The sequence below is a fragment of the Neobacillus niacini genome, assembly GCF_048572935.1.
GTDB classification, from domain to species: domain Bacteria; phylum Bacillota; class Bacilli; order Bacillales; family Cytobacillaceae; genus Neobacillus; species Neobacillus niacini.
Window position 1 is genome coordinate 5,880,177 of record NZ_CP183883.1, and the last position, 15,562, is coordinate 5,895,738.

The 15,562-nt window shown below is 37.2% G+C and carries 23 protein-coding genes; 5 read left to right on the plus strand and 18 right to left on the minus strand.

Annotation, left to right across the window (positions count from 1 at the left end; genetic code table 11):
• Position 1 precedes the first annotated feature (1 nt).
• The 7 genes from ACN6MT_RS28865 to ACN6MT_RS28895 all read right to left on the minus strand — a co-directional run bounded on the left by ACN6MT_RS28865 (position 2) and on the right by ACN6MT_RS28895 (position 3,412).
• Positions 2-709, minus strand: coding sequence for a nucleotidyltransferase domain-containing protein (locus tag ACN6MT_RS28865; protein WP_419954214.1), 708 nt, complete (start codon positions 707-709; stop codon positions 2-4).
• Positions 710-747: 38 nt separating this feature from the next.
• On the minus strand, positions 748-1,371 hold the full coding sequence (locus ACN6MT_RS28870; RefSeq protein WP_034677433.1) for a histidine phosphatase family protein: 624 nt from the start codon (positions 1,369-1,371) through the stop codon (positions 748-750).
• On the minus strand, positions 1,368-1,793 hold the full coding sequence (locus ACN6MT_RS28875) for an HIT family protein (RefSeq protein ID WP_419954215.1): 426 nt from the start codon (positions 1,791-1,793) through the stop codon (positions 1,368-1,370). The genes ACN6MT_RS28870 and ACN6MT_RS28875 overlap by 4 nt, the downstream gene beginning before the upstream one ends.
• 239 nt (positions 1,794-2,032) lie before the next feature.
• A complete protein-coding gene (locus tag ACN6MT_RS28880) occupies positions 2,033-2,326 on the minus strand; it encodes a DUF2085 domain-containing protein (protein ID WP_419956554.1) in 294 nt (97 codons plus the stop codon).
• A gap of 37 nt (positions 2,327-2,363) precedes the next feature.
• Positions 2,364-2,639 carry a hypothetical protein gene (locus ACN6MT_RS28885; RefSeq protein ID WP_157411870.1) on the minus strand — a complete coding sequence of 92 codons (276 nt, stop codon included), beginning with the start codon at positions 2,637-2,639 and terminating at the stop codon, positions 2,364-2,366.
• Positions 2,640-2,652: 13 nt separating this feature from the next.
• The gene (locus ACN6MT_RS28890) at positions 2,653-2,982 is read right to left on the minus strand and encodes a hypothetical protein (RefSeq protein WP_419954216.1); all 330 of its coding nucleotides are present in this window, start codon (positions 2,980-2,982) and stop codon (positions 2,653-2,655) included.
• 115 nt (positions 2,983-3,097) lie between these two features.
• The gene (locus ACN6MT_RS28895) at positions 3,098-3,412 is read right to left on the minus strand and encodes a DUF3892 domain-containing protein (protein WP_419954217.1); all 315 of its coding nucleotides are present in this window, start codon (positions 3,410-3,412) and stop codon (positions 3,098-3,100) included.
• A 126-nt stretch (positions 3,413-3,538) separates the two neighbouring features.
• Between ACN6MT_RS28895 and ACN6MT_RS28900 the strand changes: the two genes are divergently transcribed.
• Together ACN6MT_RS28900 and ACN6MT_RS28905 are read left to right on the plus strand one after the other, a co-directional pair.
• Positions 3,539-4,285, plus strand: a complete 747-nt coding sequence (locus ACN6MT_RS28900) for an RDD family protein (RefSeq protein ID WP_419954218.1) — start codon at positions 3,539-3,541, stop codon at positions 4,283-4,285.
• A gap of 142 nt (positions 4,286-4,427) precedes the next feature.
• A complete protein-coding gene (locus ACN6MT_RS28905) occupies positions 4,428-5,981 on the plus strand; it encodes a glycosyl hydrolase family 28-related protein (RefSeq protein WP_419954219.1) in 1,554 nt (517 codons plus the stop codon).
• Between the two features lie 19 nt (positions 5,982-6,000).
• Here ACN6MT_RS28905 and ACN6MT_RS28910 read toward each other — a convergent pair whose 3' ends face one another.
• Positions 6,001-6,591 (minus strand): DUF1836 domain-containing protein, encoded by a 591-nt coding sequence (locus tag ACN6MT_RS28910; RefSeq protein WP_419954220.1) that lies wholly within the window; start codon positions 6,589-6,591, stop codon positions 6,001-6,003.
• A gap of 132 nt (positions 6,592-6,723) precedes the next feature.
• On the opposite strand from ACN6MT_RS28910, the gene trhA reads away from it, so the two are divergent.
• Positions 6,724-7,371 carry a PAQR family membrane homeostasis protein TrhA gene (trhA, locus tag ACN6MT_RS28915; RefSeq protein ID WP_419954221.1) on the plus strand — a complete coding sequence of 216 codons (648 nt, stop codon included), beginning with the start codon at positions 6,724-6,726 and terminating at the stop codon, positions 7,369-7,371.
• A 39-nt stretch (positions 7,372-7,410) separates the two neighbouring features.
• Here trhA and ACN6MT_RS28920 read toward each other — a convergent pair whose 3' ends face one another.
• The 9 genes from ACN6MT_RS28920 to ACN6MT_RS28960 all read right to left on the minus strand — a co-directional run bounded on the left by ACN6MT_RS28920 (position 7,411) and on the right by ACN6MT_RS28960 (position 13,134).
• Positions 7,411-7,545, minus strand: a complete 135-nt coding sequence (locus ACN6MT_RS28920) for a hypothetical protein (protein WP_268875108.1) — start codon at positions 7,543-7,545, stop codon at positions 7,411-7,413.
• A 124-nt stretch (positions 7,546-7,669) separates the two neighbouring features.
• A complete protein-coding gene (locus ACN6MT_RS28925) occupies positions 7,670-8,374 on the minus strand; it encodes a Type 1 glutamine amidotransferase-like domain-containing protein (protein WP_419954222.1) in 705 nt (234 codons plus the stop codon).
• A 22-nt stretch (positions 8,375-8,396) separates the two neighbouring features.
• Complete coding sequence (locus tag ACN6MT_RS28930; RefSeq protein ID WP_419954223.1) at positions 8,397-9,257, minus strand: phosphotransferase family protein; 861 nt, start codon at positions 9,255-9,257, stop codon at positions 8,397-8,399.
• Positions 9,258-9,338: 81 nt separating this feature from the next.
• Positions 9,339-9,806: an SRPBCC family protein gene (locus tag ACN6MT_RS28935; protein WP_419954224.1), complete on the minus strand. Its 468-nt coding sequence runs from the start codon at positions 9,804-9,806 to the stop codon at positions 9,339-9,341.
• A gap of 49 nt (positions 9,807-9,855) precedes the next feature.
• Positions 9,856-10,578 (minus strand): GDSL-type esterase/lipase family protein, encoded by a 723-nt coding sequence (locus ACN6MT_RS28940; protein ID WP_419954225.1) that lies wholly within the window; start codon positions 10,576-10,578, stop codon positions 9,856-9,858.
• 105 nt (positions 10,579-10,683) lie between these two features.
• Positions 10,684-11,250, minus strand: coding sequence for a DJ-1/PfpI family protein (locus ACN6MT_RS28945; RefSeq protein ID WP_419954226.1), 567 nt, complete (start codon positions 11,248-11,250; stop codon positions 10,684-10,686).
• Positions 11,251-11,408: 158 nt separating this feature from the next.
• Positions 11,409-11,786: a DUF488 domain-containing protein gene (locus ACN6MT_RS28950; protein ID WP_419954227.1), complete on the minus strand. Its 378-nt coding sequence runs from the start codon at positions 11,784-11,786 to the stop codon at positions 11,409-11,411.
• 96 nt (positions 11,787-11,882) lie between these two features.
• Positions 11,883-12,113 carry an excisionase family DNA-binding protein gene (locus ACN6MT_RS28955; protein ID WP_034672564.1) on the minus strand — a complete coding sequence of 77 codons (231 nt, stop codon included), beginning with the start codon at positions 12,111-12,113 and terminating at the stop codon, positions 11,883-11,885.
• A gap of 85 nt (positions 12,114-12,198) precedes the next feature.
• Positions 12,199-13,134 carry a dipeptidase gene (locus tag ACN6MT_RS28960; protein ID WP_419954228.1) on the minus strand — a complete coding sequence of 312 codons (936 nt, stop codon included), beginning with the start codon at positions 13,132-13,134 and terminating at the stop codon, positions 12,199-12,201.
• A gap of 206 nt (positions 13,135-13,340) precedes the next feature.
• Here ACN6MT_RS28960 and ACN6MT_RS28965 point away from each other — a divergent pair, with 206 nt between their 5' ends.
• Both ACN6MT_RS28965 and ACN6MT_RS28970 read left to right on the plus strand, forming a co-directional pair.
• Positions 13,341-13,490: a hypothetical protein gene (locus ACN6MT_RS28965; protein ID WP_419954229.1), complete on the plus strand. Its 150-nt coding sequence runs from the start codon at positions 13,341-13,343 to the stop codon at positions 13,488-13,490.
• A 128-nt stretch (positions 13,491-13,618) separates the two neighbouring features.
• The gene (locus ACN6MT_RS28970; protein ID WP_419954230.1) at positions 13,619-14,254 is read left to right on the plus strand and encodes an FMN-dependent NADH-azoreductase; all 636 of its coding nucleotides are present in this window, start codon (positions 13,619-13,621) and stop codon (positions 14,252-14,254) included.
• A gap of 69 nt (positions 14,255-14,323) precedes the next feature.
• Here the strand turns inward: ACN6MT_RS28970 and ACN6MT_RS28975 are convergent, their stop codons facing one another.
• On the minus strand, positions 14,324-15,562 hold the full coding sequence (locus ACN6MT_RS28975) for an ArgE/DapE family deacylase (protein ID WP_419954231.1): 1,239 nt from the start codon (positions 15,560-15,562) through the stop codon (positions 14,324-14,326).

Consider the following 15,562-nt stretch of genomic DNA (forward strand, 5'->3'; position numbering starts at 1 on the left):
ACTATTTCCCCAACGAAAACCCTTGGAATAACCGCCCGCCATACGGCTGCAGGATATCATCCACCATCACGATAATCTTATTTTTATCACCAGTTTTATAGAAAGTATCAAACGCTTCAACAAATTTATAAGCAAACTGTTCATCGTAGTTTTTTAATGATCGTAATATCCATTTAGAAGTACCAATCCATTGTCGGTTCGTTCTCAAGACAAATTCGCTAACCAATTCAGCAAGTGTATTGGCTATAAATATTTCTTCTGCCCGTATTGTACAGCCAATAAAATCATCAACCGCATCGGTAATAAAATAACGCTTAATTCTTATGGTTTCAGCTGACCATGCTTCGGGACCTTTCTCTAGTAAATCTCTTGCCTCTTGTTTAATAAGATCTAGGAATCCACTATCTCTTAACACGATACCCTCTGACACCATTTTAGGCAAAGAAGGTCTTGCTCGTTCACAATCACTTTTAAAAAACTCCTTATATGAAGTTAAGTTATGTACAAATACCTCTATATTCCAGCCAAATTCAATGACTGATTCTCGATATGCAGAACTGAGGTTACTGTCAAATATCACAATATCAAGGTCAGATGTTTCGGTGGCTTCACCTCGAACGACGCTCCCTGCTAATAAGGCTCCTTGACACGACGGAAAATCATTCAAGATAAACAATTCCGCTGCTTTACATGGATCGAACCTTTTCATTTCCCTCACTCCAATTGCGCTAATTATTTGTCGCAGGCCTATATAAAATTCACAGACTGCAAATGAGTGATATCTCCTTCTAGTACAAGCTTATAACCATTATCAGCCATTTCTACAATCGTAAGACTTGTATCATGAATATAGGGAGGGTCCCATAAGGTTTCTATAGGTGTATTCTTAAAAAATGAATACAAACATTTGATAACGACTGAATGTGTAACAATTAATATATTTCCAGATTTATATTCTCTTTTTATCCGTTCTAAAACCTGAATGGCTCTTGCACGTGTTTCTTCAAACCTTTCTCCTCCAACAGTCGTAAATAGATGTGGTGTATTCCAGAATGACTCAAACTCTGTTGGATACAATTCTTTAATGGATGAATGAGTTTTTCCTTCCCATTGGCCCAGTTTAATTTCTCGTAAATTCTCATCATAAATGACAGGAATATCTCTTTCCCCTCGTATCAAGCTGGCAGTCTCTCTCGTCCTCCCGCTTGGACTTGAGAAAATAGCCGTCAACTCTGTTTCTTTCAATCTCTCACCTAAACAAACTGCATTTTTTACTCCGTTATCTGTTAGATTCGAATCAAGCCAGCCTTGCATTCTTTTTTCACGATTCCAGTCTGTTTCACCATGCCTGGTTATGTATAGCGTAATCATAAACATTCTCCCCTAATTACTTCAATTAGTTTTCTCACTGTTCCTTTTAACTTCGTTTCATTTTCTATCACAATCTCATCATCTGAATAGAAATCAGCAAACGATTGATCCTTATATCTAGGTACCACATGCATGTGATAATGCGTTAATTCATTAAATATCCCGCCATTTTGGCAAATCGTGATTCCATCCGGGTTAAATAGTTTTTTAATTGCTTTCGAAAGAAGAATAGAAGCATTCATAATGGAAACGGCAGTATTTTCATCCAGTTCTTCCGCGTCATAAACATGTTTTTTCGGGAGTATCAAAATATGACCTTCATTAAATGGCTCGTGGTCTAAGAAACAACAAACATACTCATCTTCAAAAACAACATGAACAGGCAGATTTTTATTTGCTAACTTACAGCCTAAGCACTCCATTTAAACACAACCTTTATATTCTATCTGATTTCACTTTAACAAAAAAAAGCCGTTACTCACGACCTTTATACTAGATTTTGAAGTGTTTCTAAAATATATAAAATAAATTGGTGTATCAACGTAAATAGTTGTGACAAGAAATAAAACAAGGGATCAAACATCACATTCATCCTTTCACAGCTGCCTGTCATATACTATGCTTCGTTGGACAAGTATGAAAGTGATAAACGTTTATAATTTTACAATAAAAATGAAATAATCAACTGGCTGAAACTAACAATAATTATACTTTGGCCGAGACCGCTTACTATACCAGTTATGAACCTTAATCGATTATTACTTTCTCGAAATTGCCTTTTTTGGGTCCACCCATCCAATACCATTGGAAAGTTTAATACAATCCCAAGCCAAAGTGGAAAATATAATTCAAAGACAAATAAAAAAGGAAAAAATAAATATCCTAGTAGGATCCCCGTGCATCTTGCGCATAATGGCAGAGTATGCCCTTTTATGGTTAGACTCCTAGACTTCATCCGATGGCAAGGTACGATGTCGGTCAAGACCTTCAGATTAATTACAATTTGGCCCACAGTCACAATCTGGTCCCCCGTCACAATCTAATTTCCTATCACAGTCTGGCACGCAATCAAATGTAGGACAATCTGGCGTACAATCATATTTCTTTTTACGATATTTCTTCCTTCCATAATAATATAGGATAAACAGCATTAATAAGAGCCCTGCAACTGCAGCAATTATCCCAAATACCATTTCTCCATTAATTAATAACGTAGTTCCGACCACAAAGGAAATAATCATCCCTGTCAGCAAAAGAAAAAACATCATTCCACCTTTTTCTTTAGGAAGTTCTTTTATTCTTAAACATTATAATACCAATAATAACTAATAGCATAGGTCCCATAACAAGGTATTTAAAAACACCAGGCGTCGCTAAACAATATAAACTGATTGGCAATGCCCATATAGAACCTATAATAAGCCATATTGGTTTCACAGAAAAACTTCCGTAACCAGTTAAGAACATTGGAAGCAAATACATGATTGTATATGATGTAAGAACATCTGGTTCTGCGCTTGTATGGGTATAAGGGTTAAAGAGTAAAATATAACTGCAAAATAGTAAACTTTCAATTGATACGACAGTCCCAATTAGTCTCATAAACTTCATCTATTCCCCCCCCCCAAAAAAATCAAAGCTAATTATTTATATTCCATTTTTCATTAAAAAAACCTTTTCCGAATTTAAAAAGAGAGCAGCAACATTGTGCCGCTCTCTTCGCTGCCTAAAATTCAGGAAGTCGATCAAGATTGTTCTCTTTTATCCCATCCGGTTCACTTCGTATAATATCTCTTCCGTATTTATGAAAAACATCAACATGGGCAATCTGGCCTGATTTTGCTTCTGTTAAAGCTGTGATGTAATCCAATTCTCTTCCTGAGCTTGTTTTGAATGCGATAATGTCTCCATCATCGTTTTTCCTTACGGCCACGAATTCCTCTTTTCCATTAGGATTGCTTTGTCCTGCCTCTAACTGAGCTTGCTGCTCACTTTGTTGCTTGTATTCCTCATAGATTTTTTCATAATTCTTATCTTCCATAACTCCACCTCCGAACGTATGTTAGTATTTTGCCGTTTATGGTTGATACCTATTCAAAATACACAAAACTGACAAAAAAGCTCATAAACCGCACGTGGTATAATTTACCTAATTGGGGGCGATTATATGGAATCAAATAAGGAAAATGTTTGGTTTTTTATTAAAGATTCTCAGCAGCAAGGTCCTGTTTGTTTATTTGAATTAAGGAAGTTAATTGAACAGCGAGTCCTTTCAGGTGAAACTTTTGTCTGGAATAAATCAATGGACTGCTGGCAAAAGGCAAAAAGCCTTGATAACTTTTCAGAAAGTATCGTTGAATCCTCAAGAATTCACCTTCTCCCGGATAAATTCAAAACAAAAGAGGAATATGAAGAAGCCACTTATCCAAATGGAAGACCCTATGTCCGTTACCTTGCTAGATTTTTCGACCTATCCTTATTTTCCATCACTTTTATCCTATCGGTATCTATTCTTTTTCCAGCATTTATTGAAGAAACTTCAAATTTATATATATTTATCGTAAGTTTAATTCTCTGGATTATTGTTGAACCTGTCATCATATCTATTTTCGGCAATACTTTTGGAAGGGCTTTCTTAAGTATAAAAATTAAAAGCGTGAATGGAGAAAAACTAAATTTCAAAACTGTGTTTAAGCGAAGTTTTTTCGTTAATATATTAGGTATGGGATTCGGTATCCCAATTGTTAATTTTATTTGTTTCTTTTTTTCTTATCGTGACTTAAAGGGCCATGGAATGTCCACTTGGGATTATAAAATTGGAACCGTTATTTTGTATGGAAAAGTGAGTATGTCTAGGCTTTTTATTGCGGGATGTTTACCGGTTGGATTGTTAGCCGCAGGATTTTATATTTAAGGTAATAAGAAAAAGTGCTGTTTAAATTGTCTTGAACAGCTACGAACAGATCTTTTTTAATGAAGTTTCCATAACTGGAGCTTTTCTACCTAATCGGCAATAATAGTTTAAAAAAGCTTCTCATCTTGGAGTGACGAATGTAATGAAGATTTTTGATAAATATCATGAGCCTCGAAAAAATGGAAAACTGCTTTCCGAGATTACAGGGAAAAAATTTAATGCCGCAAAGATAATTTCAGAAACGGAGGAAATTTTCCAACAATGCCGTAAAAATGTGCCCTCCCTTCCATTAAACAAAGTAATCAGAGTTCCTTTTTTGAAAAAATTGACTGAGGGTTTGTTTCGATTATTGGCCAGGCCATTTAGCCTCTTGGAACCTACAAAGCTATACGTCGATTCGACCGGGAATGTATATCCGGAATGGAAGCAGAAACTGGATGATGAATACGAAAATCTCCTTCGCACCATCACCAGGGAAGTAAATATTGAAGATTTTGGCGGGATTGGGGACGGAAAAACAGATAACACAGCTGCTTTTAAAAAAGCGCTTGGAGATGGCCGGGTAAAAGTAAAGGTGCCGGAGGGCACTTTTATCACAAAAGGTATTCGCCTGCCTTCCTGTACATTACTAGTAGGAGCCGGAAAGGGAAAAACAATCATAAAACTGCATGAGGGTGCCGCGAAGGGAACAAGATTAATAACCAATGCTAACCATTGGAAAGGAAATCATCATGTATATGTACAGGGAATGAGTCTAGATTGGAATGTCGAGAGACTTGGGGATGTAAAAAAGACAAGTACGTGGGGCAATCATTCAAGCTGTCTTACCTATGCCAATGTCACCTATGGATGGGTGAAGGATTTGGAAGCGATCAATCCGGGACTCCATTGCTTCGATATTTCCTCAACCCTGTACAATTATGCAGGTGACGGCTTTCGTGCCAAAGGTGGCAGCCAGTTTGTGTGGCTTGATAACCTAATTGGATATGGTTTTGGGGATGATGGGATTACAACACACCATAGTGATTACATACTTATTACTTACTCACATATGTGTGATCCAAGCGGACGAGCCCATCAACGGGGTGTGTCGAATTCAAATGGCATTGAAATTGATGATGGCTCAAGGAATGTAGTGTTAGTTAATAATTCTTCAGCAAGATGCTTTGGAGGCATTGAAGTAAAGGCTCATCAAAATTCGTCTGCTGCCTCCAATATTCAAATTGCAGGGCATATTTCCGTAAACGACAACCGTTCTTATAACTTCCGTCATATCGGACACCATAAAAGTACAGATACAGAGTCAAAGTCGGCATATAATATTTCTGCGATGAATCTTGCCTCTATTAGACCGATCTTAACAGATTTATATAAAAATTCCACACCTCGGGGCTTAGTGGTGTCAGGATATAAAAATGTGGTTATTAATCATTTTACATTGATTGGGGACCCTGATTACGATTTTAGAAGCAACCCTATTATTGCGTTACAGTATCGAGCAAGAAATGTGGTTCTAAACAATATTTCAGTAAAAGATTTTAAGAGTGCTAGTGCAGTTATTAAGGTTTATGGAGGAGAAAATCGCGCCGATTCCATCTTAATCAATCACGTCGAGGCTCGTGACTCTGCCTCAAAAGTGGTTGATATAGGTAAAGGTGTACAGGATATACGAGTGGAACACATAAATTTAAATTAAAAAAGCGCCAAAGATATGATTATCTATGACGCTTTTCTTCTTTTTCCACTACAATTTCGTCCACCAACTTTTCCGCAACTTTCCGATAAAGGTTGCTCATGTGTACAAGCGAAGAAATCATAAGTATCTGTTCGAGATGGGCAGAGCTCCGATCCTCCATTTTTGCTACTTCTTCCTTTACATCGTTGACCTGTTCATTAATATGCATTTTAAAATTAGCAACATTTTTTTGAGAGAGCGCTAAATAACTATTATAAAAAGAATCAATTTCTATATCCTCTTTGATAATCCTTTTATTTAACCCATCGAGCGTTACCTGGATATCGTTAATCGATAGAGCACCTTTTAGTTGGTAAATCAAACTGATTAATATTAAATGTTCTTTTGAGTACTTCTTATTTTTTATTGGGAAAATGAGTTTTCCCTTAGCATAATTATTAATCATGGTTTTTGTCAAAACCTTATCCTCTGTATTTCGCTTCGAATGGGCGAATTTATTTTCAAATAACTGAATTACTTGATCCATATACAAGTCAATATTCGGTATTTCATCTAACGAAAGATTTGTTTCCAGTCCAAGCTGACCAAGTATTTCTTTGATTTTTTCCATGATAAAAACTCCGATCCACGTTTAATCTGATTAACATTATATCGTAACAATTATCCGTTGACTAGGTATTGTTTTACGAGTATCATTATAAGTAGTTATTAAAACTACATGTTGCAATAGGAGGGTTATTACTTGAGTAATTATATTCGGGAACCAATTAATGGACTCACGCATTTATCAGGAGCGCTTTTATCTTTTGTAGGACTTCTTGCGATGGTTATTAAAGTGTCGAGTACAACATCGTCAGCTATGGCCATTACAGCTGTTATCATTTTTGGTGTCAGCATGATCCTCCTTTATTCAGCTTCTGCCACTTATCATATGGTAATAGCTAAAGATCATGTTATTGCTTTTTTAAGAAGACTTGACCACTCGATGATTTTTATTTTGATTGCTGGTACCTACACACCTTTTTGTTTTATTAGTTTAAATGGTACAACTGGTAATATACTTTTTTCCATTATTGCTGCGGTAGCATTAAGCGGGGTTGTTTTTAAAATGGTCTGGTTTAATTGCCCACGCTGGATTTCTACAGCTTTGTATCTTGTCATGGGATGGATGATTGTATTTGTATTCTCGCCATTAGCGGGAAGCATGGATTCAATGGGGTTAATTTTATTAGTACTCGGCGGTATTTTTTATACAATCGGTGGAGTTATTTACGGAGCAAAACCAAAATTCCTTCAATCTAAATACATGGGCTTTCATGAAATTTTCCACATCTTTATCATGCTTGGGAGTTTATCTCACTTCTTATGTGTATTTTACTTTGTAATTTAAAAATACAAAAACGCCCTCAAAGGCGTTTTTCACATTGAACTATGAGTTGTTTTTATTCTCTCTTGCAGCTTGTTTCCTTGCTTTTTTGCTTAACCCTTTATCGGCACCAAACTCCGTATCTGCTTTGTTTCCTCCAGTATGCGGCTGGTTCCGATTGTTATTTTTATTGGTCATTGGTGATATCCTCCTTTTATGTAGATTGGCTAGTAACACCTTTATACTGCATAAAAAGATAGGTATTTATACCTAAAATCTCTTTATTTCTTTATCATAATAAAGCGATAACAAATATTAAGAACTATCCCTTTTGAGCACCTAAGAACTCTGTTGGAAGTTCGGTTTCGACTACTTTATTTTCGTTGTACACACGATAGGCTTTGCTAGTTGGTCTTGAACTAACTATTTTACTTATTTCTTGTTCAATGTAATGAATGGCAACCCCATCATCGGCTGCAATACCTGCTTGTATCTTATTAGTTCCAATAAGATTATGGTACGCAGGTCTTCTTTCTGCTTCCCCATCATAATGAGGACAATTACTGCCTTTTAGGAAACCCAAGCAATGGAGTGGTTCCAGTCCGTCCCCAAAGGAGTCCGTTACCCCTTCCTCAAACCAACAAATGGAACCCGCACTAATCCCTGCTAATAGGATTCCTTGGTTCCAAGCTTTTTTTAAAATGATGTCTAATCCCCAATCCTTCCACAAGGCTAACAGATTTTTTGTATTTCCACCGCCAACGTAAATAATATCTTTATCCAAAATATAGCTCTCCAAATCTTTGGTCGGCGGTCTGAATAATGATAAATGTGATGGTCTGCAGTTTTGGTTTTGGAAAAAGCCATAAAACCTTTGAATATAATTCTCTGAATCTCCACTCGCAGTGGGAATAAAACAAATCTTTGGATTTTCTTTACCTGATTGCTTCAAAATATAAGTATCCAACAATGTATTTTCCGGCTCCATGGAAAAGCCGCCGCCGCCAAGAGCAATAATTTGCCGCATATTTTTCCTCCTGTTTAAAGTCTTATCGATATGCTTTTATTCCATTTTCAAATGCTTTTACATCGTTATTTTCCACCCCATGCAGGGCTTCCTGCAACGCAAATGTACTCCTGTAAAACCTAACTCGTTCAGCTATTTCGGCTCCATTTGGATACAAATCCAAACACATGTTAAAAAAATCTTCCCCATAACTGGATAGTATTCCTGCAAGATCATATGCCGGGTCACCTCTACCACTGCCGCCAAAATCGATAATCCCTGAAATAGTATAGGTAGTTGGTTCCCATAAAATATTTGTCGCCCCAAAGTCACCGTGGACCAAGGTGGTGTTGAGGTTTGCGCATGCTTCACTATTTAGAAAGGTTTCAAAAGAATAAGAGATTTGTCGTTGTATTTCTGCCCTCATAAAAGGATAAAGCTTATTTTGTATTTTTTGATAAAGGGTTCCCATTTGTTCACGGGGATCTGTTTCCTCTAATTGTAGTTTATTTTTAGAAATTGAATGAATTTCGAGAAGGAAGTTAACAAGCTGTGATGCAAGACTTTTTAAAACTTCTTCATTTTTAATGCGTCCGATACTAGCTTTCCATAATGGAGAGCCCTTAATTAACTCATAGCCAACAAAAACTTTTCCTACTTCCCATTTTTGAAAAGATTGATAGATGGGATTTGGAATTGGTATCGATATAGTATTTTGGATAGTTTCTAAAATCTCAGTCTCTCTTTTTAAACTGTCTATCCCCATTGGATATTTTGGAAATCTAAAAACGATGGATCCATTTACAATGATGACATCATTATTTTGACCAATATCATTAAGCTGACAGTCCTTAATGGAAAGGCTGGGGTAAACCTGGTTAATACATTCAATATATTTCTCCATTCTCTATACTCCCTTTTAACTCTTCCTATGTCGTAACAAATGGCAGACTAAATCTATTTGGATTTAGCTGCCTTATCTCTCTTACCAATTCACGTTCGCATCAGGTGCCTTGTCGGCTACAAGATTTAATTGAATATTATATTCTAGATAAGCTTTTAATCCAGAGAGGACCATTATGTACCCTCCCATAGAATCGATGGCCTGGTTTACCATATCATCTCCGCTTCCAGAAAAGCCAGTGTTTGTAATGGAAACAAAGGTTTCACTTTTAGTTCTAGGAGTAAATAGCCACTCAACCTGTGTGCCGTCAGTCCATTCAATTCTTATTAGCTTGTTTTGCTCCAATTCTTTAACAAATAATTCATCGCCGACAGCATACATTTCCCAGTCCCACCGGATTGTTTTTCCCTCTTCTAATCTTCCGCTGCTTTTGGTGAACCAGAATTTTGTTGTGATTTCTGGGTTTATAAAAGCCTCATATACTTCCTCGACCGGTTTGCGGATAAGCATTTCTGCTTTAACCACTGGTATTTCATTTAGTGTTATCATGCTAAATACTCCTTTTCCTTTATTTATAGCCATTATCACTCTATGGTATCTAATTCGAGCTTATTTCATTTAATACTTTTTCAGATAATCGATTAGCAATTAATTTATAGCCAGCAGGATTGGGATGTAAAGAATCACTGAAATAGGTGCCTTTGGGTTTATCTTGAAATAGGTCAAGCGTGGGAACAAAAGAGGTTCGCTGAAAATTACCTGCAACTTCGATAATCCCATTGTTCCAATCTGTTATGGTGCTTAAAATTTCCTTGTGATTCGAGTATTCTACATATGGTTGATAAAGACCTAAAATAAAAATAGGAGCCCAGGGATTTCCTCTTCTTATGTTTTCAAGGATTTTATTGAGGTTGGTTGTGAATGTAACTTTACCCTCATTTATTTTTTTTACATCTAGTGGGTTAAATTGATAATCGGCACTCTTTCTAAAATCATTCGTTCCGATAAAAAGAATAATATAATTTGCTTGTTTTATTTGCGCAGTGATTTTTTTATCCTGCAGTTGTTCGAGAACTTTATCGGTAGAATATCTAGGTATAGCAAAGTTACTCAGTTTGACAGGGGTATTCTGTAAATCCTCCAATTTTACTTTAACATCTTCTATGTATCCCTTTTTTGCAGGGTCCCCTACTCCATGTGTGATGGAGTCACCCAGAGCTACAAGGTTAATACCCTTTGTACTGGCCGAGGAACTACGAATACCGGTATAAGAAGCAAACAGAATTACGCTTATACAGAGAAAAAAGATAAAATTTTTCATATTTCAAACTCCTACTTGTATTGTTATTTAGGAGTTTTCCCAGTGGAACCGACACTCATGTAGTATCATAAAAGAATTAAACTCCAGATAGTTTCTAGTTTTTATCTAACCCATGGAAGGAACCCGAAAATATGCAAGCGGGTCTTTCAAATCATCTGTAAAAACACCTGTATTTCTGAGAACAGCTTCTGCAAAATTCAAATAGTTAGAACCTGTAGATGTTATGACATTTTTATCAATAACAAGATGTTCTTTTAACTGATTTTTTGGAACTAATACATGACTGTATAATGGATCGTCCGTATCTAACGAAGCTGTATACTTTACTTCCTCTAGTATGCCTGCAGCACCTAATATAGCAGGGCCCCCACAGATTGCTGCAATTTGTTTCTTATCGCTATAGAAATGCTGGACTATTTTCTTTAGTTCGGCGTTATCTAGAATAGGCGCTGGGTTACCGCCCGGTATGATTAATACATCAAAATCCTCAGGATTCACTTGATCTATCGTTAAATGGGGAATGACCTGAAATCCGGCACAAGACTGAATAGGTCTTATCTCATTTTCAACAGTAAAAGAATTTATCTGGTACTTTGAATCTATACAGGTTAATAAAATCATGACTTCAAAATCAGCAAAGGTATCATAAGTTAATAAAAGTGCCTTTTTCATATTATCTTTCTCCTTTTTAGTACAGAAAAATTTGGCCTTAACGATGAATAATGTCGTACTTTTATCTCTTACATATTCAAGAAATTTAGTTAATAATCCTCTAAAAAATATAGATATGTAAATAAAAGAGGAACCCCTCATATCGTGGAGTTCCTCTTCTATGCTTTTAATTCGTCTATAATCTTGTTTAGTTCTTCTTGCAGCACGATTGCATGATTATATACGGGATCTTTTGCACCGTATAGAAGAGTTACTCTTCCTTTTGAAGTCAGTGTATAGATTTCATTTATGATCTTCTGTTTCTGTTCATCCGTACGCAACTCCTCTAAGTACTTAGCACGAAACTCCTCAAACAACTCTGGCTTATGACAAAACCATTTGCGAAGATCAGGACTTGGAGCAATCTCCTTCTCCCAAGCAGTCAACCTTGCCGCCTCCTTCGAGATTCCACGCGGCCAAATACGATCCACTAATATCCGAAAACCATCAGACTCATCATACGGCTCATAAACCCTCTTCAAGAAAAAATCACCCATTAAAATCCCTCCTCAACTAGATTCGGTGAAAAGTGTCCATACCAGGTGGACACTGTCCACGGACGGTGACAGGCACCATCTTATAATGATTCTAATTTAGTCCTCGTCTTTTATGTCGAGGTCTTCGGGGATGGGTTCGTTTAGGATTTCTTCGATTAGGTGTTTGTATTTTTCGAGTTGTTTTAGGTGGGAGTTGAATTGTTCTTTGTTGATAACCCACGTTTCTCCGTCATGGATGGCGCGAATTTTTTTTTGTTTGATTAAGTCTTCTATAGCTGCTTCTGGCATGGATAAGTACTCTGCTGTTTCTTTAATGGTTAGATACATTTAATTCATTCCTCATCTGTAATGGTGATATTATTTACTACTCTTCCTCTGTTGGCACACCAATCGTTATCCCTTTCTTTAACCTTCATCCTAACATTCCTGGCCGATGGTTAAGGAAGTTTTGGTAAGCAAAACCTCTCACCTCATCCTCTTTAAAATTCTTTAATAATTCATTAATGAGATTTTGCGTTTTAGAAGCGTCTTCTAAATTCGTTATAAATGTTCCAATCCCATCAAAATCGGACCCTAATCCAATATGGTTTACACCGCCTAATGAGCAGAAATGATCGATGTGCCTGATAAGATCAGATATGGTTGCCTCTCCTGTTTCTTTTACAAATGGAGGATAATAAACAACATGTATCATGGCGTTTCTTGTAAACATGGCTTTTGCCTGATCGTCCGTGACATTACGGGGATGCTGACAAAGTGTGCGTGAATTAGAGTGACTTGCAATCGGATACTTGGCTAATTCAATGACCTCCCAAATCCCCTTATCACTAAGATGAGAGATATCAGTAAGGATTTCATGTTCATTATTAAACTGAACAATCGCTTTTCCAAACAGCGTAAGACCTGCTCCCCGCGGTTCACCTGCTCCATCTGCTGCGAGATTTGCATTATTCCAGGTCAAACCGACGGAACGAACACCCAACTGATATAGAACATGGAGCTTCGTTAAATCATTGCCGATCGCATCTACTCCCTCAAGGGTTAGCATCGCGCCAATTTGGCCGATATTGATTTTTTCAAAATCTGACCACTCTTTAATATGGACCATATCAGGATTTTTCCCAAGTACTTCCTTATAAAAATAATCAATTTGTACAAGCGCTTCGTGAAATTTCTGATCCGAAGGAATGTCTGGCTCTATAAAAATGGCAAAGCATTGAACTTTAACCTGCCCTTTATGTAATCTTTTCTTATTCGTCTGTAATTCTATCGCGTCTGCAAAACGCAGCGAACCTTTTCCTTCGGAAAGCTTAAGTAATGCGTCACAATGCAGATCAATTAATTTCATAGTACGCCGACTCCTTTTTTAAGAAATTTTATCATAAATAACAAAGAAAGGTTAAATAAGGAAAGCGGCATGTTAAATACTAACATTTTCGTAGTAAATAATTACCAGTAGTAATAACATTAAGAATATTAAAAATTACCTATTAATACTAGTAAATAAATAGTAGAATTTATGTATAAACTACAGTAATGGAGGTGAATGTACCCATGACAAACAAACCAGTTCATTATGACGGCAGTATTCAAAGCAATGAAACTTCTGCAGCTAATTCAACAGTAAATGAGCCATTTACATTAACTGACGAAATGCGTGCAAACATTAGTGGAAACCCTTACTTCAGTGAAAACAATAACTAAAAAATAAAAGGAGTTTGCACACGCAAATTCCTTTTATTTTCGGTTTAGATTTGTTTTTGTATCTGCATATAATCACGTTTGTTACACAAACTAGAATGCATGCTAGATACAGAAAGGACGATACAAAAATGACAAAAGTATTGTACATAACAGCTCATCCTCATGATGATACTCAGTCTTATAGTATGGCAGTTGGAAAAGCATTTATTGAAACTTACAAACAAGTGAATCCTGATCATGAAATTATTAACGTGGACCTTTACAAAGAAAATATTCCACAGCTAGATGTTGATGTTTTTAGCGGCTGGGGTAAGCTTCGCTCTGGTACAGAATTCGAACAGCTTTCAACTGATGAAAAAGCAAAGGTTGGCAGACTATCAGAGCTTTGTGAGCAATTTATTTCTGCGGATAAATATATTTTTGTTACACCACTATGGAATTTTTCCTTCCCGCCGGTTATGAAGGCCTACTTGGATTCTGTATCTGTGGCAGGGAAAACCTTTAAATACACAGAAAAAGGTCCAATTGGACTGTTAACAGACAAAAAAGCCTTACATATCCAAGCACGTGGAGGCATTTATTCTGAAGGTCCTGCGGCAGCAATGGAGATGGGTCACCGCTACCTTGAAATTATGATGCAATTCTATGGAGTCCCATCATTTGAAGGGTTATTTGTTGAGGGACATAATGCAATGCCTGACAAGGCCCAAGAAATCAAAGAAAACGCCATCGCACGGGCAAAAGATTTAGCACATACGTTTTAATGCCGTAAGAGCCAACACCCTTGTTGGCTCTTTTGTATTACATGTGAAATCCTTTATTGTGAAACAAACCTACCTTACCAATAAATCATAAAGGGTACAGGCGACAATCTTGGTAGCAGCCTGTAAATCTGAAAGTCGAATATTTTCATCCGCCCGGTGTCCGTTTGCTTCTTCTAAAACTTTGGGTCCGACTCCAAACATAATCGTTGGAATTCCTGCCGCAAAGAAGTGACGAGCATCTGTATATAGTGGTACTCCATGGACCGGTAATTCTCCGTCCTCCTGTAAGATTGACCGCCAATTGGCATCCAAAGCTTGAATCAATCTTGTATCCTCCGGAACGGGGCCAAAGCTTTTGGCATGGAGAATTTTTTCAACCTCCACTTTTATCCCTGGAATTTCTGATACTGCTTGATGGACCATTTCTCTAAACTCAGATTCAGCTCGAACAAAGTCCTCTTCAGGAATTAATCGTCTATCTACCCTTATCGTGCATTCATCAGGAACAACATTTGTGTTAATTCCACCTGAAATAAGTCCTACATTCAATGTTGGAAAATCAATCCCTGGTACCTGCGACTTTTTTTCTGCGAGTATTTTACGATAATCGTATAACACCTGTAGGATTTTGGTAGTCGCCTCAATCGCGTCAATTCCGGTATGCGGCAGGGCTGCATGTGCTGACTTTCCAGTTGTCTTAATTTCAAAATGTAAACAACCGTTATGTGCGTTGACTGCTGAGTAGGTAAATCCCGCTACAATCGCTTGATCGGGCTTGATATATCCTTGGTCAATTAGCCGTCGCGGACCAATTTCTCCTCCTGTTTCTTCATCAAACGTGAATGCCAGGTCCACCCTTCCAGAAAGCTTAGCACCAACCTGTTTTAAAGCAAGTACCGCATAGGTATAAGCAGCAATATCAGACTTTGAAACAGCCACTCCTCGCCCATACATTTTTCCATCCACAATCTCTCCTCCGTATGGATCCACACTCCACCCTAAACCAGGAGGTACTACATCTCCATGTGCATTTAACACTACATTTGTCCCTTCACCAAATTCTGTGGTGGCAAGGACGTTAGCCATACTAATCATTCCATTTGCTTTTACACTTTCTTCATCAACCGGAAGAAGCGATACTTGTTCATACCCAAGGCCAGAAAGCTGTTTCTCTAGAACTCTGGCTATCGGTAAACAATCACCTGCAGGATTATCGGATGCAGTTTGCACTAATTTTTTCAAAAAAGCGATGAGTTCTTCCTCATGTTCCTGTATCCACTGTACAATTTTCGCTTTATCCTCATTCAT